The following is a 23,709-nucleotide window of genomic DNA, read 5'->3' on the forward strand; positions in this document are numbered from 1 at the left end:
CCGAAGGCGGATGTTGGCCCTCACAAGTACCGGATAATTCTCGCAGGTGTTCCGACTAGGAGAACGTTATCCGGGTAGTCCCCGATTACCGTGGAACCTGCTCCGACGACAACACCCTTTCCGACGGAACTGCCCCCTAGAAACGTGGCTCGGGCGCCCACCCAAGTGCCATCTCCTACGGATATTGGGCGACTTTTACCCTTTCCAGCTCTTCTGTCGGATTCACCGATTTCGTGTGAGCCCACGACGAACAAGACATCCTGTGAGATGTCGCAATTTGATCCAATCGAGATGTGGGCATTCGATGTCGATACAAATTCAGTTCTACGGCCGACCCAGCTGTCCTGACCGATTGATACGTTGGCATTCTGAAAGACGACGCCGCCGTTTATTCGTGACGACCCGGCTAATGCGATCCCGGCATGTCTGTAAATTCTTCTTCTCAGAGCGAAGCAGCGTGTCTGGGGCAGAAGCGAAGATACCAGGTTTGCTATATGTAATTTAGCGCCCATGGTTAGGACTTTCGCGGATTCCTGCCAAAGCGTGGTGGGCAGAGGCCTTCGAATGAATAAAGTTCAGAACGCGCAAGCTGGTATTCGCTACTTCGTAGCCAGCCGGGACGGGTGTTCCTTCGGGCATCACATTTGTTTCGATCGCTAGACGTGCTGCTCGCAACATGCCAAGTCCTTCGACTCCTGCTGTGATGATATGCCCACTGTCGAGAGCTTCTGGCCTTTCTATTGCGTCGCGAAGAGTAACTGCGGGAAAACCGAGGATGCTCGACTCTTCACTGATCGTTCCGCTGTCCGAAAGCACAAGCTTTGCGTTTGCTTGAAGTGTCAGAAAATCGTGGAATCCGAACGGTTTATGAAAGACAAGTCCCTCTCGCTGCTCTCTGGAAAGATTTTCGATCCTTAGGCGTGTCCTAGGGTGTGTTGAGATTAAGACGGGAATGTCATACGATTTCTGGAGTTCCTGGAGTCCCTGTAAGACTGAAGAAAGGCGGCGTTCGTTGTCGACGTTTTCTTCTCGGTGAAGACTGACCAAAAAGTAGTTACGGGTCTTGAGATTCTCGCGCTGAAGGACGGTGTTGCCTTCGCGTCCTTTCGTCGTCTGCGCCAGCACTTCCGCCATGGGAGAACCCGTCAAGGCGATCCGAGACGGATGAATGCCCTCGGCCAGTAGGTTCCGGCGGGCGTGTTCTGTATAAACGAGATTGTAGTCAGCAACGTGATCCACTAGTCGGCGATTTGTTTCCTCAGGGACGTTCTCATCGAACGAACGATTCCCTGCCTCCATGTGGAATACGGGTATCTTCAGTCGCTTTGCGATTACGGCGGAGATGCTGCTGTTCGTATCGCCGAGAATGAGAAAAGCATCCGGTCGTTCCTGGAGGAGAACCTTTTCGATCGAAACCAGGATGCTGCCCAACACTGCGCCAAGAGAAGAAGTGTCTGCTTGGAGAAAATAATCCGGGCGACGTAGCCCGAGGTCCTCGAAGAAAACCTCGTTCAGTTCATAGTCGTAGTTCTGGCCAGTGTGCACGAGCACGTGATCGACATGCTCATCCAGACGTTTCATGACGGCCGAAAGACGAATGATCTCGGGCCGAGTGCCAACGACTGTGAGCACTTTGAGTCGCGGGGCGGTGGTGTTCATACTGTCTCCGGGATGGTATCGGGGGCTGCGGGGTCGAAGATTTCGTTCGACCAGAACATCGTGAAGAGTGGCTCTTCACCGGTGTTGGTGATGGCGTGGGCCCAGAAGGTCGGCATGTCGACTGAACAGGGCTCATCGCCACTCACACTGACTGTGACGACCTCCTCGGAGAAGAGACGTCTCAAGGTGATGTCGGCCCTGCCAGCCACCACGGTAAAGCGTTCCATCTTGCGGCGATGGTAGTGCTGCCCGCGGGTGACTCCCGGCACGGTCGTCGAGAACGACGTCTGGCCGGATCCTCCGTGGGAGCGGATGACCTCGGTGAAACTCCCGCGAACATCAGTGTTCTGCTTGAGGGGTATGGACGGGGCCTTGTCGAACGCGAACGAACGGTAGGTGTTGAACAGGTCTCGTTCGAAGTCCGACGACAGAAGGGGAACATCGCCTCGTGAGTAGTCCTCGGCGTACGTGGACAGCGTCGAGAGTAGCCCCGACACGGTGGATGTGGTCGCGATGGACGCGAGGTGTTCGGCGCCGATCGTCCCGATCAACGCCTCCGCCGCATGCTGCGCATGGAGAAGACTCAGCTCACGGTCGACGTCGACCGACGGTCGGTCCCCGCGGCTCAGGAGATGACAGAACGTGGCCGTGACCGAGTTGTAGAACGGGCGGCCGTGTTCGCCGAACAAATTCGGCAGATGCACGTCGACGAATTCTGCGCCGACCGCGTCCGCCGCCTCTCGGACGATCCGTGCCGCTTCCTGCTTCGCTCGGCCGTACGTCGATCCGTTGCCGACCTGTGTGGAGTTCGCGAAGGCGACGGACGAAGGTGGTACGTCGGCCTCACGCAATGCCAGCGCGGCCTGCTCGGCGAAGAGGATGTTGCCCGCCTCGACCTCCTCATCCGTTCCTCGGTTCACGCCGGCGATGAGGACGAGGCGGTCGCTGCCCGAGACGGCGTCGGTGGCCGCGCCGACATCGAATCGGTCGCCCACCGCGAACGAACGCACATCGGTCGCGCCGCAGGAGTGCAGATATGCGCGGGTGTGCCAGCCCAGGAAGCCGCCAGCCCCCGTCATCGTGACCCTCATGCCGTGCGCTCGGACGATCGGATACCCGCCAGAGCCAGCTCGGAACGGACTTCAGGAAGCGCCAGGAGCATCTGCTCGACCTCGGTGATCGTCATCCGATCGACCGTGTGGGAGTCGTAGTCGGTGTACTCCACCTGCTCGGGGTCGCCTTCTTCGAAGAACGCGCTGTAATTGAGATCGCGCTTGTCGGCGGTGATGCGGAAGTAGTCGCCCATGTCTTCGGCCCGCGCCAGTTCCTCGCGGTTGGCCAGAGCCTCCGACACCTTCTCGGCGTGGCGGGTGCCGATCACGGTCACGCGCTGCTTGCTCTCGAAGATGTTGATGACGGCCTGCGCCAGGTCGCCCATCGTGCAGGCAGCGGCCTTGCGGATGAAGAGATCGCCCTGTCGCGCGTTACGAAACGCGTGTTCGACGAGATCGACAGAGGACGGCAGCGACATCATGAATCTCGTCATCGAGGGATCCGTCACCGTCAGGTCCTTACCGGCTTTGAGCTGCGAGATGAACAGCGGGATGACGGATCCACGTGAGTACATGACGTTCCCGTATCGGACGCACGAGACCGTCGTGACGGCGTTGGGGTTGTTCAGACCATGCGACTGAGCGACCTTCTCCATCATCGCCTTGCTCATTCCCATGGCGTTCACGGGGTAGACGGCCTTGTCGGTGCTGAGGCACACGAGCGAGTCGACGCCCGCGGCCTCGCTCGCTCGAACGACGTTCTCGCTACCGAGGACATTGGTCTTCACCGCTTCGATCGGGAAGAACTCACACGACGGAACCTGCTTCAGTGCGGCGGCGTGGAAGACGTAGTCGACATCGCGAACAGCGCGTTCGACGCTCAGGTAGTCACGAACGTCTCCGACGTAGAACCGGACGCGAGCGTCGCCGAGGTCGTGCCGCATCTGATCCTGTTTAGCCTCGTCCCTGCTCAGGATCCGCACCTGCCCGACGTCACTCGAGAGCAGCTTCTGCGCCACCGTTCGGCCGAACGATCCGGTTCCACCCGTGATGAGCACCGCTTTGCCGGCGTAATCCTGGTTCTGCGTCATGCTGCTCATCTTTCGATCTCGTTTTCCGTTGCTCGTGTCTTGGCTGGGGCGGTAGCTCTCATCGCGGCATCCCGGAGGATGGCTTCGACTGCGGAGACTCCTGCGAATTCGGACATGTTCTCCTCATAGAAGCGCCGTGCCCTGTCGGCCATCGCGACTCGCTCTGCGCTCGTGGTCGCGGCGGCTCGCCGGATGGCGTCAGCCAGCGCGGTCGGGTCGGAAGGCTCGGCAGTGAAGCCGACTCGCTCTCTGTCGACGAGGTCGGAGACGTCACCGTGGACGGTCGTGATGACTGGAACGCCGGCGGAGAGCGAGTTCTGCAGCTTCGAGGGGATCGTTCCGCGGAAGACGTCGAGGCCCTTCAGCGTGACGAATTGGTAATCGCTCCGAGCGTTCAGAACCTGCATACCCGATGCGTCGATCCTGCCCAGAAATTCGATGCGGGCGCCGGAGTAGCGCGCGGCCTGCTCGCGCAGATCCGGTTCGAGCACGCCTGCGCCCGCGATGAGGAGCTGTATGTCTGCCAGGTCGGAACAGCTGGCGAAGGCGTCGATGAGGACCGGGAGATCCTGTAGCTCGCCCAGGTTGCCTGCGTAGACGAAGGTGGTCGTCTCGGTACCCGTTCGGGCCGGGTCTTCGGCGAAGACGGCTGAGTCGTCGACGACATCACGCGGTGACCAGTTCAGCACAGCTGAAGAGGCTTCAGCGGCGGCGCCGCGCGACCGGAGCATCCCGAGCATCGTGGGGGCTATGGCGATGACGTGGGCGGCGCGCCGATAGGTCGACGACAGCCACGGAGTCAGCGCGGCCCCTATCGCCTTCGACGCACGACCATCGACCATGCCCGAGCCGACGATGGACTCGGGCCAGAGGTCTTGCACGTGCAGAACGTATGGCGTCCCGAAGAGGCGTCGCCAGAGGGAGGGGCCGACACTCGCGGTCATCTGCGTCGCGTAGACGTAGACGACGTCCGCTCGTCGTCCCACGGAGAACTTCGCGGCCGACGTCAGTGCGAACGACGCGTAGTTCAGCAGCCGACCGACGGCGGATGTGCTGTGACTCACGATGAGAGGCACACGATGGACAGTGACGCCACCCTGCAGCTCCTTATGGCGCAAGCGCTGCCGATAAGTCGGAAAGAGCTTGCCCTCGGGGTAATTGGGCCATCCGGTGATGACCTCGACGCGATGGCCACGTCGGCTCAACTCGTCGGCGAGCGTGACCGGTATCGAAACTCGTTCTGGCCGGAAGTACTGGCTGACGATGACGATGCGAAGTGCTCGGGGTGAGGGGGCGGAGGTCATCTGGCAGGTACCCCCACGACGGTCAGGGCTGGAGCGACGTCGTGTGTGACGCACGCGGCCGCTCCGACCACCGCACCTCCACCGACGGTCAGCCCTTGCAACACGACCGACGACGCGCCCAGCAGGACGCCGTCTCCGACGACGACGCCACCGGACACGACGGCAGCCGGATTGACGGACACGGCCCGGCCTAGAACGGCATCGTGGCCGATGGTCGCGTTCGGGTTGACGTGCGTATGAGGTCCCAGAGTCACGTTGGCAGACACGACGGCCCCAGCGCAGACGATCACGCCAGCATCACATCTCGTGTCCGTTCCGAGGCTGGCCAGAGGATGGATCAGAGCAGGGGCTGGCCGGATCTCACCAGGCATACGTTCGGCCAGCTCGAGTCGGACCCGCGGGCTGCCGATCGCGATCACATATGCATCGAACTCGACAGCCAGTTCGTCGTTCAGGAGGTCACTCACGCTACCGATGACCTCGACTCCTCGGGCGGCCAGAACTCCGATCGAGTGCTCTGCAGGACCGTCGTCGACGACGCCCAGGACATCGAAGCGGCCCGGGTCGACTTCCTCCAGAGCGTCCAGCACATCCAACGTCTCCCGCGCGAAGCCTCCTGCGCCGAGGACGATGAGACGGATGCTCATGCGGTGGCCTCCGTTGAACCACGGAACTCCGCTGTCGTGACCGAGCCTTCCGCTGTCACCCCGTCCCGCTTCAGCACCCGCGTGACGGTCTTGGCCAGAATGCGGAGATCCCCGAGGAACGTGCGCGTGTCGACGTAGTGGACGTCCAACTCGAGTTTGTCGTCCCACGAGATCGCGTTTCGTCCACTGACCTGGGCGAGTCCGGTCACGCCGGGGCGGACCTCGTGACGCCGTGCTTGACGGGGGGAGTAGCGGTCGAGATACCGCACGAGCAGAGGGCGAGGCCCCACGAGGCTCATATCCCCTCGCAGCACGTTCCACAGTGTGGGCAGCTCGTCGAGACTCGTCGAGCGGAGCACGGATCCGAAAGTCGTCATGCGGTCTTCGTCGGTCACGAGGCCGCGGTTCTCGTCCACGGGCAGCATCGAGCGGAACTTCACCAGATCGAACACCCGGCCGTTCTTGCCCGGTCGCGGTTGAACGAACAGGACGGGTCGACCAAGTCGCCTGGCGATGACGGCGGCCAGAACGAGTTGAACAGGTGCAGTCACGACGAGGCCGACCCCGGCGACCGTGATGTCGAGTGCTCGCTTGGCGATTCGGTCTGTGCGGCCTGCCTTCATGCCGCATCCAGGAACGCTTGGATCCGACCTCGGACGCGTTCCCGCTGTCCGGCATCGAGTGCCGAACCACTGGGGAGAGTGAGACCGCGCTCGAAGAGGCGTTCGGAAGCACCGGTCGATCGCGAACGGGCCGACGCGAAGACCGGCTGCAGGTGCATCGGCTTCCACAACGGGCGCGATTCGATCTGATCCGCGGCCAGCCAGGTCGACAGGTCGGCGGGCTTCCAGCCCGCGACCGAGCTGTCGACGAGGATCGACGTCAGCCAGACGTTGTCGTGCTCGTCGCCGGCGCGACCGAAGATCTCGACCCCGTCGACCTCGGCGAACATCTCGGCGTAGAGAGCGCGCATCTCTCGGCGGCGAGCGATCATCTGGTCCAGGCGCGTCAGCTGGGCACGCCCGAGCGCCGCGAGGATGTTGCTGAGGCGGTAGTTGTAGCCGATCTCCGTGTGCTCGTAGTGCACCACCGGCTGCCGGGCCTGCGTCGACAGATATCGGACGCGCTGCGCCAGGTCGCCGTCGTCGGTCAGCAGCATGCCGCCGCCAGAAGTGGTCATGATCTTGTTCCCGTTGAACGAGATGACGGACGCGTCGCCGAAGGAACCGGCTGCGCGACCAGAGTGCGTCGCCCCGAGCGACTCCGCCGCGTCGGCGAGCAGCTTCACGCCATGACGCTCGGTGAGCGCGCTGATCGCGGTGTAGTCGATGGCCTTGCCGAGCAGGTCGACGGGCACGACGGCCCCGATGCTCTCCCCGGCGGCCGACAACTCGTCGAGGACCTCCCCGAGCAGCTCGGGGTCCATGTTGCCGGTCTCGGGGTCGCTGTCGACGAAGTACGGCTCGGCACCGGTGTAGGCGATCGCATTCGCCGTGGCCGCGAAGGTCATCGACGAGGTCGGCACGACGTCGCCGGGCCCGACGCCCCACGCGACGAGAGCGACGTGCAGAGCCGCCGTTCCCGAGCTCAACGCGACACCGTGGCCGACACCGACGCGCTCGGCGAGCTCGTTCTCGAAGGCGTCGACATCAGGGCCCAGGGGGGCGATCCAGCCACCGGTCATGGCCGCCTGGACGTACTGCTGCTCGAGCTCGCCCACGTCGGGCGAGCTCATGAAGATGCGATCAGTCACTCGGGGACTTCCTGTTTCGGGTCGAGGGTCAGTTCCGCGGTCCACGGGCCGGTCTCGGCGTGCACATCGGTCAGCTGCGACGGGTGCAGCGGAGGCACCGACGTGTGAGAGATCTTCGGGTGCACGGGCCGGTTGTCGGTCTCGCCGTCGCCCACGAGCTCTTCATGCATCTTCTCGCCCTCACGGAGACCCGTGTAGACGATGCCGATGTCTCGACCCGACATGGCGATCATGCGCTCGGCGATGTCGAGGATGCGCACGGGCTCGCCCATGTCGAGGATGAGCACCTCGCTCGGTGCGCCGATGCCGCCGGCCTGCACCACGAGATGGCACGCCTCGGGGATGGTCATGAAGAACCGCGTCACGTCGGGGTGGGTGATAGTCAACGGGCCACCCGCCTCGATCAACGACGTGAAGACGGGCAACATCGACCCGCGGCTGCCCAGCACGTTGCCGAACCGCACGGAGAGGTAGCGCGCACCCGTCTCATCGGCCGCCCAGGCGGTCAGTCGCTCGGCGAGGCGCTTCGAATGCCCGAGAACGCTGGTCGGGTTCGCCGCTTTGTCGGTCGAGATGTTGACGAACGTCGTCACCCCGACTGCCTTGGCCGCGTCGAGCACGTTCTGCGTGCCCAACACGTTGGTCTTCCAGGCCTCGTCGGGGTACTGCTCGAGCATCGGCAGGTGCTTCAACGCCGCGGCGTGGAAGACGACCTCGGGGCGACGGTCTGCAAAAATCGCACGCAGGGCCTCCGGGTCGCGGATGTCGGCGAGCACGACCTCTTTCGTGTCGAGAAGGCCGTTGCCCGAGATCGACAACTGGGCCTGCTGCAGCCCGGTCTCGTCGCGGTCGAGCATGATCAGCTCGGCCGGGCTGAACTTGGCGATCTGGCGGCACAGCTCGCTGCCGATGGAACCGCCGGCGCCGGTGACCAGCACTCGCTTGCCCGCCAGATAGCCCGCGATCGACTCGACCTGCGTGTCGACGGGGTGACGACCGATGATGTCCTCGATGGCGATGTCGCGGACGTCGCCGAGGCGCGACTTGCCCTCGAGGATCTCGTCGAGCAGCGGCAGCACCATGACGCGGAGACCGGCCTCGGCCGCGAGGTCGGTGACCTCCTGCAGCAGGGTCGCGTCGGCCTTGGCGATGCCGACGATGATCGCCTCTGCCCCGCTCCGCTGGACCGCTGCGACGAGGTCGTAGCGCGTGCCAAGGACGGGAACACCCTCGATCCGGAGACCGGCGCGAGTCCGATCGTCGTCGATCAGGCCCACCGGGAGGTACGGCGAGGCCGGATCGGTGAGCATCCGTCGCACGAGGTGGTTTGCCAGGCGGCCTGCACCGAAGATCAGCGTGCGTTGTGCGCTCTCTCCCGGGCGGTGCTGGCTCTCGACGTACAGACGGGCCATGTAGCGCAGGGCGCCCATGAAGACGAGGGCGACCGGCATGGCGATGAGGATCGTGCTTCGCGCCAGCGAGATGTCGGTGCCGATGATCAGCACAGGCAGGCCGACGAGCACACCGGTGGAGAGGACCACGACCACGATCGCGCGCACCTCGGCGAAACTGCCCGGGACGAAGCGGCGACGATAGAGCCCCGTCAGGAAACCGAGGGCCGCGCTGACGAGCATCGTGACGACGGCGACGGCGAAGACCGCCCGCCAGGTGACGTCGACGTACGAGAAGTCGTAGCGCAGCGACACGGAGAAGAGGAGCGCGACGGCCCACGAGAGGGCGTCGAGCACGACCTGCAGAGCCGTGCGGCGGAGGGGAGTGGAGAGGATGCGCTCGATCACCAGGTGATCCCACCATCGGTCGAGACGACGACGTCGTCGCCCGCCCAGAGCCACACGCTGCCCGAGGCGGCGGAGACAGCGACCGAACCCGGCTCGTCCGTCGTGGCCGGCGAGCACCCGACAGGTGTCATGACGTCATCCGCGGAGGAGGAGGTGGTCGCGATCTGCGTGCCGTCGCAGCCGGCCGCTCCGGTGGACGCGACGTAGAACGTCCCCGATGCCGCCGCGATGGCGACGGCACCCTCGACTGGCGCACCCGCATCCCACGACGTCGCCGCATCGGTTGTCCGGTGCACGGTGCGGTCAGAGCAGAGCACCGCGGCCTGGGTGTCACTCACGACGGCGAGATCGACGACCGATGCGCAGGGCGCGGGGTTCTCGCTGAACGGCGCATGAACGACCGCGCGGTCGCCGCGGGAGACGTACCACGAGGCGTCGAGTCGATCGGGGTACTCGCCGAAGGCGGCGCCGGAGGTGAACGTCTGGGCGAAGGCCGTCTCGCAGGACGGACCGGCGGGGCCGACGACGAACACCGTCGCGGCTTCACTGGCCTGCACGCGATCGACGCCGGCGAAGCCGACCGTCGTCGTGACGGCCGAGCTGGTCCAGTCGGCGCCGGCGGTGTCGGTCGTCTGCAGAGTCGCCGGGACGATCTCGGCGTCGGGCGTGCAGGAACCGGCCTCGGCACGCCAGGCGGTCGTCCCGTTCACCGCGGAGATCATCCGATTGAGAGGGGAGGCCTCTGCCGCGGGCGCCGGGGTGGCTGTCGCGGTCGGCGTCGTGGTCGGGGTGGGCGACGACGCGACCGGCGCCGAGGGCGCGGACGTGTCGGCGTCGGCCGCGAGTCCGTCGGGCTCGCGGGTCAACGCGAAGGCGACGAGCGCGAGGTCGACGACGACGAAGAGGCTGAGACCGACGATGGCGAGGCGACGACGGGTGAGAGCGCGTTGGCCGCGCTTGCGGCGTGCATCGGGCATCAGGCGACACCTCCCGCTCGGCGCAGCAGATCGGCGACGACGTCGGCGGCGGGCACGAGCTGACGCCCCGACTCGGCGAACGTCTCGTCCGAGCGGCGGTAGGGGTCGACGACGTCGTCGCCGAGAGGGTCCTCGGGGGCCTCGACGGTTCCACGACGCGACGCGAGCAGCTCGACGACGGCTCGCAGCCGGTCGGCCTCGCTCGCGTCGTCGGCGAGGTGGGACAGCGCCGTCGCGATCTCGTCGTCGGTCACGTCGCGCGCCAGACGTGCCGCCTCGCGCAGGGTGAAGGTGTACCGGCTCGCTCGGGGGTGCATGGCGACCACGGCGCGACGGTGCTCGCGCGCCAACGCGATGACCAGGTCGGCATCACGCACGTCGCGTTCGAAGAGAAACCGCGCGCGGTGTCCGTCGGGCTCCAACTCGAACGACCGTGCCAGGGCGCGGGCCTGCTCGGGCATGACGTCGTCGTCGACGGCCATCGTGCCGGCACTGGAGACCGACACCGAGGTGAGGCCGGCGAGTTCACGGGCGAGGTGCAGCTCGGCGAGCGGCGACCGGCAGATGTTGCCCGTGCAGACGGTCAGCAGCGAGAAACCGGGGGAGGGGGCGTCGGCCCCGTCGAATGACACTTGTGCTCTACCGGCCCATCCGCGTCTTGGTCTTGGGGGTGGCGGGCAGGTCGCCCACGCCGGCCTCGGGGGTGTCCTGCTCCATGCCGTAGTACGCGCCGTAGTTGCCGTAGCCGTAGGCGTCGGGGCCCTTGGTCGGCAGCATCGTCAGCACGATGCCGAGCACCCGGCTGCCGATGTGCTCGAGGTTGCGCAGGGCGGACTGCAGCTCGTTGCGGGTGGTGCGCCCGGCGGCGGAGACGACCAGGGCTCCACCGGTCAGCTTGCTGAGGATGGCGGCGTCGGTGACGGGCAGCAGCGGCGGCGCGTCGATCAGCACGTAGTCGAACGAGGCCGAGAGCGACTCGAGCAGGGCGCTCATCGCCTTCGAGCCGAGCAGCTCGCTGGGGTTCGGGGGAACGCGCCCGGCCGGCAGCACGAACATCGTGCCGCGACCCCAGGGCTGCAGGACGTCCTGCAGCTCGGCCCGCCCGATCAGCACGTCGGTCAGACCGACGACGCCCTCGAGCCCCAGGGTGTCGGCCAGGCGCGGCAGACGAAGGTCGCCGTCGATGACGGCGACGGTGGCGCCCGTCTCGGCCAGGGCCACCGCGAGGTTCGCCGTCGTGGTCGTCTTGCCCTCGCCGGGCAGCGACGACGTCACGACGAAGCAGCGGTTGCCCGACTCGACGTTGACGAACTGGAGGTTGGTGCGCAGGGTGCGGAACGACTCGGCGCGGGGGTTGCGCGGGTCCTTGTGGACGATCAGGGGGTTCTTCTTCGCGCCCGGGTCGAAGCTGATGCCGCCGACGATGGCGGCGTCCGTCACGAGCTCGACGTCGTGCGAACCGTGGATGCGGGTGTCGAGCGTGCTGCGGAGCACGGCCGCGCCCACACCGAGCGCCAGGCCGACCAGCAGACCGAGGCCCAGATTCAGCGCCGTGCGCGGGGTCGCGGGCGCGGAGGCGACCGACCCGGGGACGATCGTGGCGATCTTGACGAGGCTCGCGCCTCCGTCGGCTGGACTCTCCAGGTCGTTGACGACGACCTCGTTCAGCGACGTGCCGACCGCGTTGGCGATGTCGGCGGCGCGCTGCGCGTCGGTGTCCGTGACGGTGATGTTGATCAGCACCGTGTTGAGAGGCGACTCCGCGGTGATCTTCGAGGCGAGCCCCGCGGGCGTGGTGTCGAGACCGAGGTCGGCGATGACCGGGGCGAGCACGGCGTCGCTCGACACGACGTCGACGTACGACTGCACCTTCTGCTGTGCGGCGCTGCTGCCCTGCACCGCGTCGATGGTCGACGTCGAATCCTGCGATTGCACGGACACGAACAGGCGCGTCGACGAGACGTAGGTCGGCGTCGCCAGCACGGACGACAAGGCGCCGGCGGCGATGCCAGCGAGGGTCAAGGCGGCGATTAAGACCCACCCTTTACGGAGAATGCGGATGTAGTCACGGAGTTCCACGTGGCTGGGGTCCTGTCCTGATCGAGAGCAGGCATCTCGTCGGACACCTGGGCGGCCGCCGTGTGGGCCGCGCCTCCCGGCACCCTGATTGCTCCCCACGGCATCACGCCGTGACCAATACTCACACATGCTGTGCCCTGCCTGTGATCACAGGCGCAGAAAGTTACTTCACAGTGACTTCAGCAGCGGCCTCTCGATCGTCGGGGTCGGGGTGTCGAGCAGCGGGTCGGCGAGCGACCAGGCGTCGTCGCCGACAGCTGTCGCCAACAGTGCCGGGTGCAGCGGAGGCACCGAGGCGTGCGAGATCTTCGGGTGCACGGGGCGGTCGTCGGTCTCGCCGTCACCCACCAGCTCTTCGTGCAGCTTCTCGCCCTCGCGAAGGCCCGTGTAGACGATCTGGACGTCGCGACCCGACAACGCGATCATGCGCTGAGCGATGTCGAGGATGCGCACGGGCTCGCCCATGTCGAGGATGAGCACCTCGGCAGGCGACCCGATGCCGCCGGCCTGAACCACCAGGTTGCACGCCTCGGGGATGGTCATGAAGAACCTCGTCACGTCGGGGTGGGTGATGGTGAGAGGGCCGCCCGCCTCGATGAGCGACGAGAAGACGGGCAGCATCGACCCGCGGCTGCCGAGCACGTTGCCGAAGCGGACCGACAGGTAGCGGGCACCGGTCTCGTCGGCCGCCGAGGCGGTGAGGCGCTCGGCCAGACGCTTCGAGCGGCCCAGGGCGCTGGTCGGGTTCGCCGCCTTGTCGGTCGAGATGTTGACGAACGTCGTCACGCCGACCGACCGACTCGCGTCGAGCACGTTGCGGGTGCCGAGCACGTTGGTCTTCCAGGCCTCGTCGGGGTACTGCTCGAGCATCGGCAGGTGCTTGAGGGCGGCGGCGTGGAAGACGACGTCGGGGCGACGGTCGGCGAAGATGCGGTGCAGGCTCGCGGCGTCGCGGATGTCGGCCAGCACGACCTCCTTCGTGTCGAGCAGGCCGTTGCCCGAGATGGACAGCTGGGCCTGCTGCAGCCCGGTCTCGTCGCGGTCGAGCATGATCAGCTCGGCCGGCGCGTAGCGGGCGATCTGCCGGCAGAGCTCGCTGCCGATCGAGCCGCCCGCCCCGGTGACGAGCACCCGGGAGCCCGACAGGTAGCCCGCGATCGACTCGACGTCGGTGTCGACCGGGTGGCGGCCGATGATGTCCTCGATGGCGATGTCCCGGACGTCACGGAGGCGCGACCGACCGTCGAGGACGTCGGCGAGGGGCGGCAGCACCAGCACCCGCAGGCCCGCGGTCGCCGCCAGATCGGTGACCTCCTGCAGCAGGGCGGCGTCGGCCCGGGCGATGCCGACGATGAGCGCCTCGGCACCGGAGTCCGCCGCGGCCCGGACGAGATCGCTCCGCGTGCCGAGCACGCGGACGCCCTCGATGCGCAGACCCGCCCGCGTCGGATCGTCGTCGATGAGGCCGACGGGCACGTACGCCGAGTCGGGATCGGTCAGCATACGGCGGACGAGGTGGTTCGCGAGTCGCCCGGCACCGAAGACCAGAGTGCGCTGCGCGTCGTCGCGCGGGCGGCTGCGGCGTTCGATCAGGAGGCGCGCGAGGTACCTCAGGGACCCCATCAGCACGAACGCCACGGGCGTGGCGATGACGGCGGTGCTGCGGGCCAGGTGGATCTCGGTGCCGACGAGCAGCACGGGGATGCCGACGACGAGACCCGTGAGGACGACGGTGCCCGCGACCGCACGGACCTCGAGCGCACTGCCCGACACGAAGCGCCGACGGTAGACGCCGGTGGCGAAGCCGGCGCCGGCGTGGATCAGCACGGCCGCGGCGACGGCGACGGCGGCCGAACCCCAGGCGATCTGGTGCGCCGCGAAGTCGTAGCGGACGAGCACAGCGAAGACGAGCGCCACGGCCCAGGCGCTGGCATCGGCCGCCATCAACAACGACGTGCGACGGGCCGGCGACCGCATGAACCTGGCCGCTGCCGCGTCGGCGGCAGCGGGGGAGACCCGTCGGGTCGGGCGGCGGCGGTCGTCGTTGCGTGATTCCACGGGAGTCCTTGTCTCGATCGGGGTCGGCGCTGGGCGCGGCATCGAGCGCCGGAGGGAGGCCGTGCCGTCAGCACCCTGATCGACCTCCTGCCACGACGCCGACAGCGATTCTCTCACATGCGACATGTGAAACATAAGGTGACATGCGAAGGGCGGTATCGGAAGGCGACGGGTGATCTTGCTGATGAGCGGCTGCGAAACGCGACCCGCGCCTCCTCGGCGTCCTAGCGTGTGATCACGGGCACGATCCCGTGCCCCGAGTGATCAAGGAGGATCACCATGGCAACGAATCACGCGGTCGCTTACAAGGGTCCGGGCCAGGTCGAGGTCATCGACGTCGACTACCCCACCTTCGAGCTGAAGGACGGACCGGGCGTCAACCCGGCGAACATCGGGCGCAAGGTCAACCACGGGGCGATCCTCCGCACCGTGGCCACGAACATCTGCGGCTCCGACCAGCACATGGTGCGCGGCCGCACCACCGCCCCCACCGACCTCGTGCTCGGCCACGAGATCACGGGCGAGGTCGTCGAGGTCGGCCCCGACGTCGAGTTCATCAAGGTCGGCGACATCGTCTCCGTCCCGTTCAACATCGCGTGCGGTCGCTGTCGCAACTGCAAGGAGCGCAAGACGGGCATCTGCCTGAACGTCAACCCCGACCGCCCGGGCAGCGCGTACGGCTACGTCGACATGGGCGGCTGGGTGGGCGGCCAGGCCGAGTACGTGCTCGTGCCCTACGCCGACTGGAACCTGCTGAAGTTCCCCGACCGCGACCAGGCCCTCGAGAAGGTGCTCGACCTGGCGATGCTCTCCGACATCTTCCCGACCGGGTTCCACGGCGCCGTGACGGCCGGGGTCGAGGTCGGCTCGACCGTCTACGTCGCCGGTGCGGGCCCCGTCGGTCTCGCCGCCGCGACCAGTGCGCTGCTGCTCGGCGCGAGCGTCGTCATCGTCGGCGACATGAACGCCGACCGCCTCGCCCAGGCCCGGAGCTTCGGCTGCGAGACCGTCGACCTGACCAAGGGCGAGCCCGGCGAGCAGATCGATCAGATCCTCGGCGAGCCGCTGGTCGACTGCGCGATCGACGCCGTCGGCTTCGAGGCCAAGGGGCACGGCGGCGGTTCGGGCGAGGAGGCGCCGGCCACCGTGCTCAACTCGCTGATGGACATCACGGCGGCGGGCGGGGCCATGGGCATCCCCGGGCTGTACGTCACCGGTGACCCGGGCGGGATCGATGCGGCCGCGCAGAAGGGTTCGCTGTCGCTGAGCCTCGGCACGGGCTGGGCGAAGTCGCTCTCGTTCACCACGGGTCAGTGCCCGGTGATGAAGTACAACCGCGGTCTGATGATGGCGATCCTCCACGACCGCACGAGCATCGCCAAGAACGTCCACGCCGAGGCGATCAGCCTCACGGACGCCCCGCGCGGCTACGAGATGTTCGACAAGGGGGCGGCGACGAAGTACGTGCTGAACCCGAACGACTACATCAAGGCCTGACGAGGAGGCGCGGGTCGGCCCGAGAGGGTCGGCCCGCCGCCCCTGCCGGTCGGCCCGCCGCCCCGGGGCGGGTGTATGACGGAACCACCCCATGACGAAGCCACGCGAAGCCCCGAGCCCCGAGCGTCAGAAGTGGCAGGCGTTCGCCGTGTGCGTCGCGGTCGCGGCCCTCACCATCCTCGACCTGTCGAAGGTCAACGTCGGGCTGCCGAGCATCGAGGCGTCGCTCGGCGCCGGCCCGACCGCGCTGCAGCTGATCGTCGCCGGCTACGCGCTCGCCTTCGGGCTCTCGCTCGTCCCCTCCGGTCGTCTCGGCGACCTCAAGTCGCGCCGCCTGATGTTCGTCGTCGGCCTGACCGCGTTCACCGTCGCGAGTCTGCTCTGCGCCCTCGCCCCGTCGATCGAGCTGCTGGTCGCCGCGCGCATCCTCCAAGGCGTCGCCGCGGGCATCCAGATGCCGCAGGTGCTCGGGCTGATCCAGCAGCTCTTCCAGGGGAAGGAGCGGGCGCGCGCCTTCGGCTTCTTCGGCGCCATCATCGGCGTCAGCACCGCCTTCGGCCCCACCCTCGGCGGTCTGCTGATCGCGATCGGCGGCCCGGAGGACGGCTGGCGGCTGCTCTTCTGGATGAACATCCCGCTCGGTCTCGCCGCGATCGTCTTCGCGCTGCGTCTGCTGCCGAAGGCGTCGACGGCTCCGAGCGGTCACAACGAGCTCGACCTCTTCGGCATCGTGCTGCTCGGTCTGACGATCTTCACCCTGATGCTGCCGTTCGTGCTGACCACCGGGCAGGGCGACGACCCCCTGCGCTGGCTGTTCCTGATCGGCTTCGTCGTCTTCGGCGCCGCCTTCATCCGGTGGGAGCAGCGCTACAAGGCGAGCGGCAGGTCGCCCGTCGTGCACTTCAGCCTGTTCTCGCTCGCGTCGTACCGCAACGGCACGCTGATCGCGACGGTCTACTTCTGCGCGCTGCCCGCGACGTTCCTGCTGACGACGCTCTACCTGCAGCAGGGGCTCGGGCTCGAGCCCGTCTACGCCGGCATGGTCACCATCCCGTTCGCGCTGACCAGCGCCGTGGCCGCGTTCTACGGCGGTCGGCTCGTCGAGCGGTACGGGCGCAGCCTCGTCGTGCTCGGGCTGCTGCTCGTCGCCGTCGGCTTCGTCGCGCTGCTGCTCGCCGCGATCCTCACCCCGCCCGAGATCACGCCCTACGCGATGGGCGTCGGGATGCTGCTCGCGGGTACCGGCGGCGGTTTCGTGATCTCGCCGAACCAGACGCTGACCCTGGCGGAGGTGCCCGTCGAGATGGGCGGCGTGGCGGGCTCGATGGGCCAGGTCGGTCAGCGGGCCGGCACGGCCATCGGCACGGCGGCCGCGGTGTCGACGTTCTACTCGGTGATCGCCGGAGCCGGGGGAGCGGACGGCGCGGGCCTCGTCGAGTACCACGAGGCGTATCGCAACGGCTTCTTCGTCGTGCTGGCGCTCATCTCGGTCGCCCTCGTGCTCGGTCTGCTCGACCTCCGCGGGCGCAAGACCGGCAAGGTGACGAGCTACTCGTCCGACTGAGCGGTCACGTCGGTCGAGTCGGCCACGTCGCCCGTTTCGCCGGGCCGTTCGGCCCCGTCGCTCGGCCGTTCGGCGACGATCGCGAGCACCTCGTCGTGCAGCAGGCCGTTCGTGACGATCGCCGTGCCGTGCCAAGGGCCGTCACGTCCGTCGGCGCTCGTGAACCGCCCGCCCGCCTCCTCGACGATGGGCACGAGCGCCGCCATGTCGTAGGGCTGCAGGTCGAACTCGCCGGCCATGTCGAGTGCGCCCTCGGCGAGCAGCATGTACGACCAGAAGTCGCCGTAGGCGCGGGTGCGCCAGACCCGGCCGGTCAGGTCGAGCAGCTGGGGCAGACGCCCGGCGTCGATCCAGTACTCGAGCCCGTTGAAGCTGATCGACGCGTCGGCGAGGTCGGCGACGCCCGAGACGCGCAGCGGCCCTTCGTGCTCGGTCGAGAAGGCGCCGCCGCCCTGCGTGGCCCACCAGCGGCGGGCGAGCATCGGGGCGCTGACGACGCCGACCACCGGCACACCGTCGACCACGAGCGAGATGAGCGACGCCCAGACCGGCACCCCGCGGAGGAAGTTCGCGGTGCCGTCGATCGGATCGACGACCCACTGCCGGTGCGACGGGGCGTCGTGCCCGTACTCCTCGCCGTAGAAGGTGTCGGCGGGGCGTGCAGCTGAGACGCGCTCGCGGATCGCCCGCTCGACCGCCTGATCGGCGTCGGTCACGTGACTTCGGTCGGGCTTCAGCGACACGTGCAGGTCGGCCGACCGGTACCGCTCGGTGCTGATCGAGTCGGCCAGATCGGCCAGCTCGAGCGCGAGCGCCAGATCGTCGGCCCAGGGGGAGGAGGCGGAGGAGGCGGGGGTGGGGTCGGTCACGCTGCCAGCGTACCCAGCGGGGCGGCGTCGACCCGCGCCTCCTCGGCTCGGCCTCGGGCCTCGGGGTCAGCCGCGTTCGTCGTCGCGGGCGTCGTCGGCGGCGGCCGCCTGGTCGCGCGCGGTGACGCCGCCCTTCGACGCGAGCAGCGACTGCAGCGAGGCGAGACGCTCGCGACCGACGTCGCCGAGCTCGCCCTCCTCGACCCGGTCGACGATCTCCCAGTCGTGGGCCTCGGCGAGCGGGATGCCGTCGGCGGGTTCGCCGGCGGCGGGGATGGCGTGCGCGGCGAACGACCGGAGGATGTTCTCGGGGTCGACGTGACCGAGGCCGAACGAGCGCACGCCGGGGGTGTCGACGATCCAACCGCCGGTCGGCACCTTGAACGACACCGTCGACGACGACGTGTGACGCCCGCGGCCCGTGACCGCGTTGACGACGCCGACCTCGCGCTGCGACCCCGTGAGGGCGTTGACGAGCGTCGACTTGCCGACCCCCGAGTGCCCGACGGTGACGGTCACGTGCCCGTCGAGGATCTCGCGCAGCTCGTCGAGCACGGCCGACGGTTCGCCGTCGGGCCCCGCATCGAAGGCCGAGGAGGTGCTGGTCACGATCCGCAGATCGAGGCACGAGAAGTGCGCGGCGAACGGCGCAGGGTCGGCCAGGTCGGTCTTGGTGATGCAGAGGATGGGCTCGACGCCCGCGTCGAACGCGGCGACCAGGTAGCGGTCGACGAGACGGGGGCGGGGTTCGGGGTCGGCGGCCGCGACGACGATCAGCATCTGGTCGGCGTTCGCCACGATCACGCGCTCGACGGCGTCGCTGTCGTCGGCGCTGCGTCGCAGCAGCGTCGTGCGCTCGCGCACCCGGACGATGCGGGCCAGAGAGCCCTCCGCACCGGAGGTGTCGCCGACCACGTCGACGCGGTCGCCGGTGACGACCGACTTCTTGCCCAGCTCGCGGGCGCGTGCCGTCGTGATCTCACGCTCGTCGGGCGTGCCGGCGTCCATCAGCACGCCGTAGCGGCCGCGGTCGACCGTCCACACGACGCCCTCGTCGGCGTTCGCGTAGGCCGGGCGCTGCTTCGTGCGCGGCTTGTTGCCCTTCGGGTTCGGGCGCACCCGCACCGAGCTCTCGTCGTACTGGGCGTAGTCGCCCTCGTCGGCGTCGTCGCCGTCCGTCCACCAGCTCATGCCGCGTGCCTCACAGGAATCCGAGCAGGTCGATGTCGGCCGGGCGCGCAGGCGACCGCCGACCGAGGAGGTCGTCCCAGAGCTCGACGAACTGGGGCAGCGTCTTCGACGTCACGCCGACGTCGTCGATCTCGACGCCGTCGACCGCGAGACCGATGATCGCGCCGGCTGTGGCCATGCGGTGGTCTTCGTAGCTGCGCCACTGGCCCGCGTGCAGCGGCGACGGCTCGAGGTGCAGACCGTCGTCGAGCTCTTCGACCGACCCGCCGAGCGCCGTGATCTCGGCCGCGAGGGCCGCGAGGCGATCCGTCTCGTGCCCACGGAGGTGACCGATGCCCGTGATCGTGCTGGGCCCGGACGCGAGGGCGGCCAGGGCGACGAGCGCGGGCGCCAGCTCGCCGCCGCGCGAGAGGTCGACGTCGACGCCGGGCAGCGAGCCCCCGCCGATCAGGCCGACGCCGCCGTCGACGGTGAGCGTGTCGCCGTCGAGGGTGACGGTCGCGCCCCAGAGGGGCAGCAGCTCGATCAGGTCGGCGCCCACCTGCGTGGTCTCGGTGGGCCAGTGACGGATCGACACGGTGCCCCCGGCGACCAGGGCCGCGACCAGGAACGGCGCGGCGTTCGACAGGTCGGGTTCGATCGTGACGTCGCGGCCCGAGATCGGGCCGGGTGCGACCCGCCAGACGCCGAGCTCGGGCGACTCGACCTCGACGCCGCGTCGGGCCAGGGTCTCGATGGTCATCTCGATGTGCGGAAGGCTCGGCAGCCGCTCGCCAGTGTGCCGGAGGCTCAGGCCGCGGCTGAAGCGCGGTGCCGAGAGCAGCAGGCCCGAGACGAACTGGCTCGAGGCGGAGGCGTCGATCTCGACCTCGCCGCCCTCGACCTCGCCGGTGCCGTACAGGCTGAACGGCAGGGCGCCGCGACCGTCGTCGGACACGTCGACGCCCAGGGCGCGCAGCGAGTCGACGGTGGTCGTCATGGGGCGGCGTCGTGCGCTGGCGTCGCCGTCGAATGAGACGGGGCCCAGGGCGAGTGCGGCGACCGGCGGCAGGAACCTCATGACCGTGCCGGCGAGCCCGCAGTCGACGCTCGTGCCGCCGGTCAGCTCGGACGGGGTGATCAGGTAGTCGGGGCCGAACGGCTCGTCGTTCGCGACCTCGTCGATGCGCACGCCGAGACCCCGCAGGGCCTGCACCATGAGATCGGTGTCGCGCGAGTGCAGCGGCAGCCGCAGCGTGGAGGGCTCGGAGGCGAGCGCCGAGAGCACGAGCTCGCGGTTGGTCAGCGACTTCGACCCCGGCAGCGACAAGGAGGCGCGGAGCGGCCCGGTCGCCCGGGGCGCGACCCAGCGACCGTCGTCCACCTCGGGGGCGCGGCCCTCGTCGTAGGGACTGAACTCGGGGCCGGAATACCTGAAGACCTGCATCGGTTCACCACCGTAATGCAACGAACAGCGGGAGGACCTGTGCCGACAGCACTTGCACCGAGAGAGATCACCGTGGCCGAACTAGAATCGGCCGTGATGATCACCCTCGAGGGCGACGAGCCCACTTCAGAGCCCACCGGCGCGACGGCTCCGGCCGCCGTGACGAGCGAGTCGACCGGCGCGACGGCTCCGGCCGCCGAGACCGTCGTCGAGGCGGTCGACGAGGCCTCCGTCGGCGAACCCGATCTGCGGGCGCTCTTCGAAGAGCAGGCTCTGCCGTTCATGGATCAGCTCTACGCGGCGGGCATGCGGATGACCCGCAACCCGGCCGACGCCGCCGACCTCGTCCAAGAGACCTTCGTCAAGGCCTTCGCCGCGTTCTCGCAGTTCACGCAGGGCACCAACCTCAAGGCCTGGCTGTACCGCATCCAGACCAACACGTTCATCAACACCTACCGCAAGAAGCAGCGCGACCCCTACCAGGGCACGATCGACGAGCTCGAGGACTGGCAGATGGGCGGCGCCGAGTCGGCGACCCGCGCCTCCGGCAGCACCCGCTCGGCCGAGGCCGAGGCGATCGATCACCTGCCCGACAGCGCCGTGAAGGACGCCCTGCAGAAGGTCCCCGAGGACTTCCGCATGGCCGTCTACTTCGCCGACGTCGAGGGGTTCTCGTATCAAGAGATCGCCGACATCATGAAGACCCCCGTGGGCACGGTCATGAGCCGTCTCCACCGCGGTCGCCGTCTGCTCCGCGAGCTGCTGGCCGACTACGCGCGCGGTCGCGGTATCGAGGTGCCGGTGGGCACGACATCGAAGGGCAGCAAGAAATGACCGACTGCGGTTGCGACAAGGCCAAGGCCGAACTCGAAGAATATCTGCACGACGAGCTGTGCCGCGAAGACGCGGCCGACATCCGTGAGCACATGGCGACCTGCGGCGACTGCGCGGGCGAGCACGAGGTCGGGGTGGTCCTGACCGAGGCCGTCCAGCGGGCCTGCCGCGAGACGGCGCCCGAAGACCTGCGCGGGGCGGTGCTCGCGCGACTGCGCGAGCTGCAGTCGGCTCACCGCTAGAACCCCGCGGCGCCGAGGAGGCACGGGTCGGCCGGCCTCCTCCACCGCCGGTCGTCACGGGCGGCGGGCCTGCGCTAGCGTCGGTGCATGACCGCACCGGTGCAGCCCCTCGGTACTCCGACCGCTCGCGACCTCGACGACCTCGTGTCGTTGATCCGCCTCCTCGGCTACACCCTCGACTCCGACGTCCTGTCGGCCCGGCTCGGGCGCCTGTCGATCGACGGCGGTCATGAGACCTGGGTCGTGCGCGACGCCGACGACCGCATCACCGCCGTCGCCGGCGGGCGCATCGTCTGGGCCTATAACGACGACTCACCCACGGCCGAGCTGCTGCTGCTGGTGGTCTCCGAGGTCGGACGTCGCGACGGACTCGGCTCGCACCTCCTCGGGCACGTCGAGACTTGGGCCCACGGGCACGGCGCCCGCGTCGTCAACGCCGTCGGCGCCGCCGCGACCGACACCGCCAGCCGGTTCTACCGCAAGCGCGGGTACCACGAGGCCGGCGTCCGCTACTCGAAGCTGATCTGACCGGGCGGCGCTCGCCCGCCGCCGCCACGCTCGCGACCCGGTGCGAGTGGGCCAGCGGAAGAGGATGTCCGCCGGCGGCACGACGGTGACGAGCGCGTGCAGGGCGACCCCGACGCCGAATGACAGGCCGATGCCGAGCACCGTCCAGCTGAGGCTCGTGGCCCCCACGCGCTCGGTGACGGCCACTGCCATCGCCAACCCGACGAAGTGCGAGAGGTAGTAGACGACGCTGCGACGGCCGACGACGGCCAGCAGTCTCGACACCCGACGGTGCTGGAGGGCCTGAGCCGCCCGCACGATGGCGATCATCCCGACGGCGACCGCGGGCGCCATGATGGGCAGGTAGTGCACCTCGGCGGTGCCCCGCGCGACGGCGATGGCGACGCAGGCGGCGGCCGCGACGGCGCTGACGACGACGGCCTGCGGCGTCCTCGCGACGGCGATCAGGCGGCTCGGCAGGCGGGTGAGGGCGACGCCGCCCATGAAGAAGGCCAGGAGGACGAAGAAGCGGTCGATCTCGGGGTCGGTGCCGACGCGGGGCGTGACGAGGGAGATCGACCAGGCCCCGACGGCCACGATCGTCGGCGGCAGGCGCCTCGTGAGCAGGGCGATGGCGGAGAAGACCAGCAGATACGCCAGGAACCACACGCCCGCCGGCGCGGCCAGTCGCGTGCTCAGCAGCGACTCGACCGGTGAGCTCAGCGCCGCCGAGCCGTTCGCCGCGACGACCTGGATGCCCCAGGACATCAGCGACCAGACGACGAGGGGCCACGCCACCCCGGCCAGACGTCGCGTGACGAAGCGCCACGGCCCGTGGCGCAGCGATGCGGGGACGAAGAGACCGCTCAGCACCATCAGCAGGGGCATGCGGAAAGGCGCCATGGCGTCGTTCAGCCACACCAGCGGAGCCGGCACGAGATGCGCGTTCTGCTGCAGGACGACGTAGTGGAACAGGACGACCAGCACGATGCAGGCTCCCCGCACGGTGTCCGTCCACGTCTCACGCGTCGTGGTGCCGGGATCGCGTCGAGCAGTCTGATGAAACGTCATGTATGCAAAATATCATAGACATATCAGTTTGTCGCGGTGACAAAGAGACGGGGCGACAGAGAGACGGGGCGCAGCATCGTGCGATGCTG

General features: G+C 68.2%; 21 protein-coding genes and 1 pseudogene. 5 read left to right on the forward strand and 17 right to left on the reverse strand.

Annotated features, from left to right (window positions below; all coding sequences use genetic code 11):
- Positions 1-20: 20 nt before the first annotated feature.
- The 13 genes from SOM11_RS15090 to SOM11_RS12260 all read right to left on the reverse strand — a co-directional run bounded on the left by SOM11_RS15090 (position 21) and on the right by SOM11_RS12260 (position 14,338).
- Positions 21-512 carry an acyltransferase gene (locus SOM11_RS15090; protein WP_414655462.1) on the reverse strand — a complete coding sequence of 164 codons (492 nt, stop codon included), beginning with the start codon at positions 510-512 and terminating at the stop codon, positions 21-23.
- On the reverse strand, positions 502-1,659 hold the full coding sequence (gene wecB, locus SOM11_RS12205) for a non-hydrolyzing UDP-N-acetylglucosamine 2-epimerase (RefSeq protein WP_320478180.1): 1,158 nt from the start codon (positions 1,657-1,659) through the stop codon (positions 502-504). The genes SOM11_RS15090 and wecB overlap by 11 nt, the downstream gene beginning before the upstream one ends.
- Entirely contained in the window at positions 1,656-2,738 is a 1,083-nt protein-coding gene (locus tag SOM11_RS12210; RefSeq protein WP_320478181.1) for an NAD-dependent epimerase/dehydratase family protein, read from the reverse strand. Before SOM11_RS12210 ends, wecB begins: the two co-directional genes overlap by 4 nt.
- An 8-nt stretch (positions 2,739-2,746) precedes the next feature.
- Positions 2,747-3,802, reverse strand: coding sequence for an SDR family NAD(P)-dependent oxidoreductase (locus SOM11_RS12215; protein WP_320478182.1), 1,056 nt, complete (start codon positions 3,800-3,802; stop codon positions 2,747-2,749).
- 5 nt (positions 3,803-3,807) lie between these two features.
- Positions 3,808-5,106, reverse strand: coding sequence for a glycosyltransferase family 4 protein (locus SOM11_RS12220; RefSeq protein ID WP_320478183.1), 1,299 nt, complete (start codon positions 5,104-5,106; stop codon positions 3,808-3,810).
- Positions 5,103-5,753, reverse strand: coding sequence for a NeuD/PglB/VioB family sugar acetyltransferase (locus SOM11_RS12225; RefSeq protein ID WP_320478184.1), 651 nt, complete (start codon positions 5,751-5,753; stop codon positions 5,103-5,105). The genes SOM11_RS12220 and SOM11_RS12225 overlap by 4 nt, the downstream gene beginning before the upstream one ends.
- Complete coding sequence (locus tag SOM11_RS12230; protein WP_320478185.1) at positions 5,750-6,376, reverse strand: sugar transferase; 627 nt, start codon at positions 6,374-6,376, stop codon at positions 5,750-5,752. Before SOM11_RS12230 ends, SOM11_RS12225 begins: the two co-directional genes overlap by 4 nt.
- The gene (locus tag SOM11_RS12235) at positions 6,373-7,506 is read right to left on the reverse strand and encodes a DegT/DnrJ/EryC1/StrS family aminotransferase (RefSeq protein WP_320478186.1); all 1,134 of its coding nucleotides are present in this window, start codon (positions 7,504-7,506) and stop codon (positions 6,373-6,375) included. Before SOM11_RS12235 ends, SOM11_RS12230 begins: the two co-directional genes overlap by 4 nt.
- Positions 7,503-9,305: a nucleoside-diphosphate sugar epimerase/dehydratase gene (locus SOM11_RS12240; RefSeq protein ID WP_320478187.1), complete on the reverse strand. Its 1,803-nt coding sequence runs from the start codon at positions 9,303-9,305 to the stop codon at positions 7,503-7,505. Before SOM11_RS12240 ends, SOM11_RS12235 begins: the two co-directional genes overlap by 4 nt.
- The gene (locus SOM11_RS12245) at positions 9,302-10,282 is read right to left on the reverse strand and encodes a hypothetical protein (protein WP_320478188.1); all 981 of its coding nucleotides are present in this window, start codon (positions 10,280-10,282) and stop codon (positions 9,302-9,304) included. Before SOM11_RS12245 ends, SOM11_RS12240 begins: the two co-directional genes overlap by 4 nt.
- On the reverse strand, positions 10,282-10,914 hold the full coding sequence (locus SOM11_RS12250) for a low molecular weight phosphatase family protein (protein ID WP_320478189.1): 633 nt from the start codon (positions 10,912-10,914) through the stop codon (positions 10,282-10,284). Before SOM11_RS12250 ends, SOM11_RS12245 begins: the two co-directional genes overlap by 1 nt.
- 7 nt (positions 10,915-10,921) lie before the next feature.
- Positions 10,922-12,361, reverse strand: coding sequence for a polysaccharide biosynthesis tyrosine autokinase (locus tag SOM11_RS12255; RefSeq protein WP_320478190.1), 1,440 nt, complete (start codon positions 12,359-12,361; stop codon positions 10,922-10,924).
- Positions 12,362-12,529: 168 nt separating this feature from the next.
- Positions 12,530-14,338 (reverse strand): polysaccharide biosynthesis protein, encoded by a 1,809-nt coding sequence (locus SOM11_RS12260; RefSeq protein ID WP_414655463.1) that lies wholly within the window; start codon positions 14,336-14,338, stop codon positions 12,530-12,532.
- 360 nt (positions 14,339-14,698) lie between these two features.
- Between SOM11_RS12260 and fdhA the strand changes: the two genes are divergently transcribed.
- Both fdhA and SOM11_RS12270 read left to right on the forward strand, forming a co-directional pair.
- Complete coding sequence (fdhA, locus tag SOM11_RS12265; protein WP_192058253.1) at positions 14,699-15,916, forward strand: formaldehyde dehydrogenase, glutathione-independent; 1,218 nt, start codon at positions 14,699-14,701, stop codon at positions 15,914-15,916.
- A gap of 91 nt (positions 15,917-16,007) precedes the next feature.
- Complete coding sequence (locus SOM11_RS12270; RefSeq protein WP_192058251.1) at positions 16,008-17,480, forward strand: MFS transporter; 1,473 nt, start codon at positions 16,008-16,010, stop codon at positions 17,478-17,480.
- Here SOM11_RS12270 and SOM11_RS12275 read toward each other — a convergent pair.
- From SOM11_RS12275 to aroA, 3 genes are all read right to left on the reverse strand, one after another.
- Entirely contained in the window at positions 17,465-18,349 is an 885-nt protein-coding gene (locus tag SOM11_RS12275) for an inositol monophosphatase family protein (protein WP_320478192.1), read from the reverse strand. The two genes, SOM11_RS12270 and SOM11_RS12275, sit on opposite strands and share 16 nt — an antisense overlap.
- A 66-nt stretch (positions 18,350-18,415) precedes the next feature.
- Complete coding sequence (gene rsgA / locus SOM11_RS12280; protein WP_320478193.1) at positions 18,416-19,540, reverse strand: ribosome small subunit-dependent GTPase A; 1,125 nt, start codon at positions 19,538-19,540, stop codon at positions 18,416-18,418.
- Positions 19,541-19,550: 10 nt separating this feature from the next.
- Positions 19,551-20,966 carry a 3-phosphoshikimate 1-carboxyvinyltransferase gene (aroA, locus tag SOM11_RS12285; protein ID WP_320478194.1) on the reverse strand — a complete coding sequence of 472 codons (1,416 nt, stop codon included), beginning with the start codon at positions 20,964-20,966 and terminating at the stop codon, positions 19,551-19,553.
- A gap of 72 nt (positions 20,967-21,038) precedes the next feature.
- On the opposite strand from aroA, the gene SOM11_RS12290 reads away from it, so the two are divergent.
- From SOM11_RS12290 to SOM11_RS12300, 3 genes are all read left to right on the forward strand, one after another.
- A complete protein-coding gene (locus tag SOM11_RS12290; RefSeq protein WP_320478195.1) occupies positions 21,039-21,800 on the forward strand; it encodes a sigma-70 family RNA polymerase sigma factor in 762 nt (253 codons plus the stop codon).
- Complete coding sequence (locus SOM11_RS12295; protein ID WP_192058243.1) at positions 21,797-22,042, forward strand: zf-HC2 domain-containing protein; 246 nt, start codon at positions 21,797-21,799, stop codon at positions 22,040-22,042. Before SOM11_RS12290 ends, SOM11_RS12295 begins: the two co-directional genes overlap by 4 nt.
- An 87-nt stretch (positions 22,043-22,129) precedes the next feature.
- Positions 22,130-22,570 (forward strand): GNAT family N-acetyltransferase, encoded by a 441-nt coding sequence (locus SOM11_RS12300; protein ID WP_243215100.1) that lies wholly within the window; start codon positions 22,130-22,132, stop codon positions 22,568-22,570.
- A gap of 111 nt (positions 22,571-22,681) precedes the next feature.
- On the opposite strand, the pseudogene SOM11_RS12305 reads toward SOM11_RS12300, so the two are convergent.
- Positions 22,682-23,620: pseudogene (locus SOM11_RS12305) on the reverse strand (acyltransferase family protein); the annotation flags it as partial.
- Between the last annotated feature and the right edge of the window lie 89 nt (positions 23,621-23,709).

It is taken from the genome of Frigoribacterium sp. CFBP9029 (genome assembly GCF_034045305.1).
Lineage (GTDB): Bacteria > Actinomycetota > Actinomycetes > Actinomycetales > Microbacteriaceae > Frigoribacterium.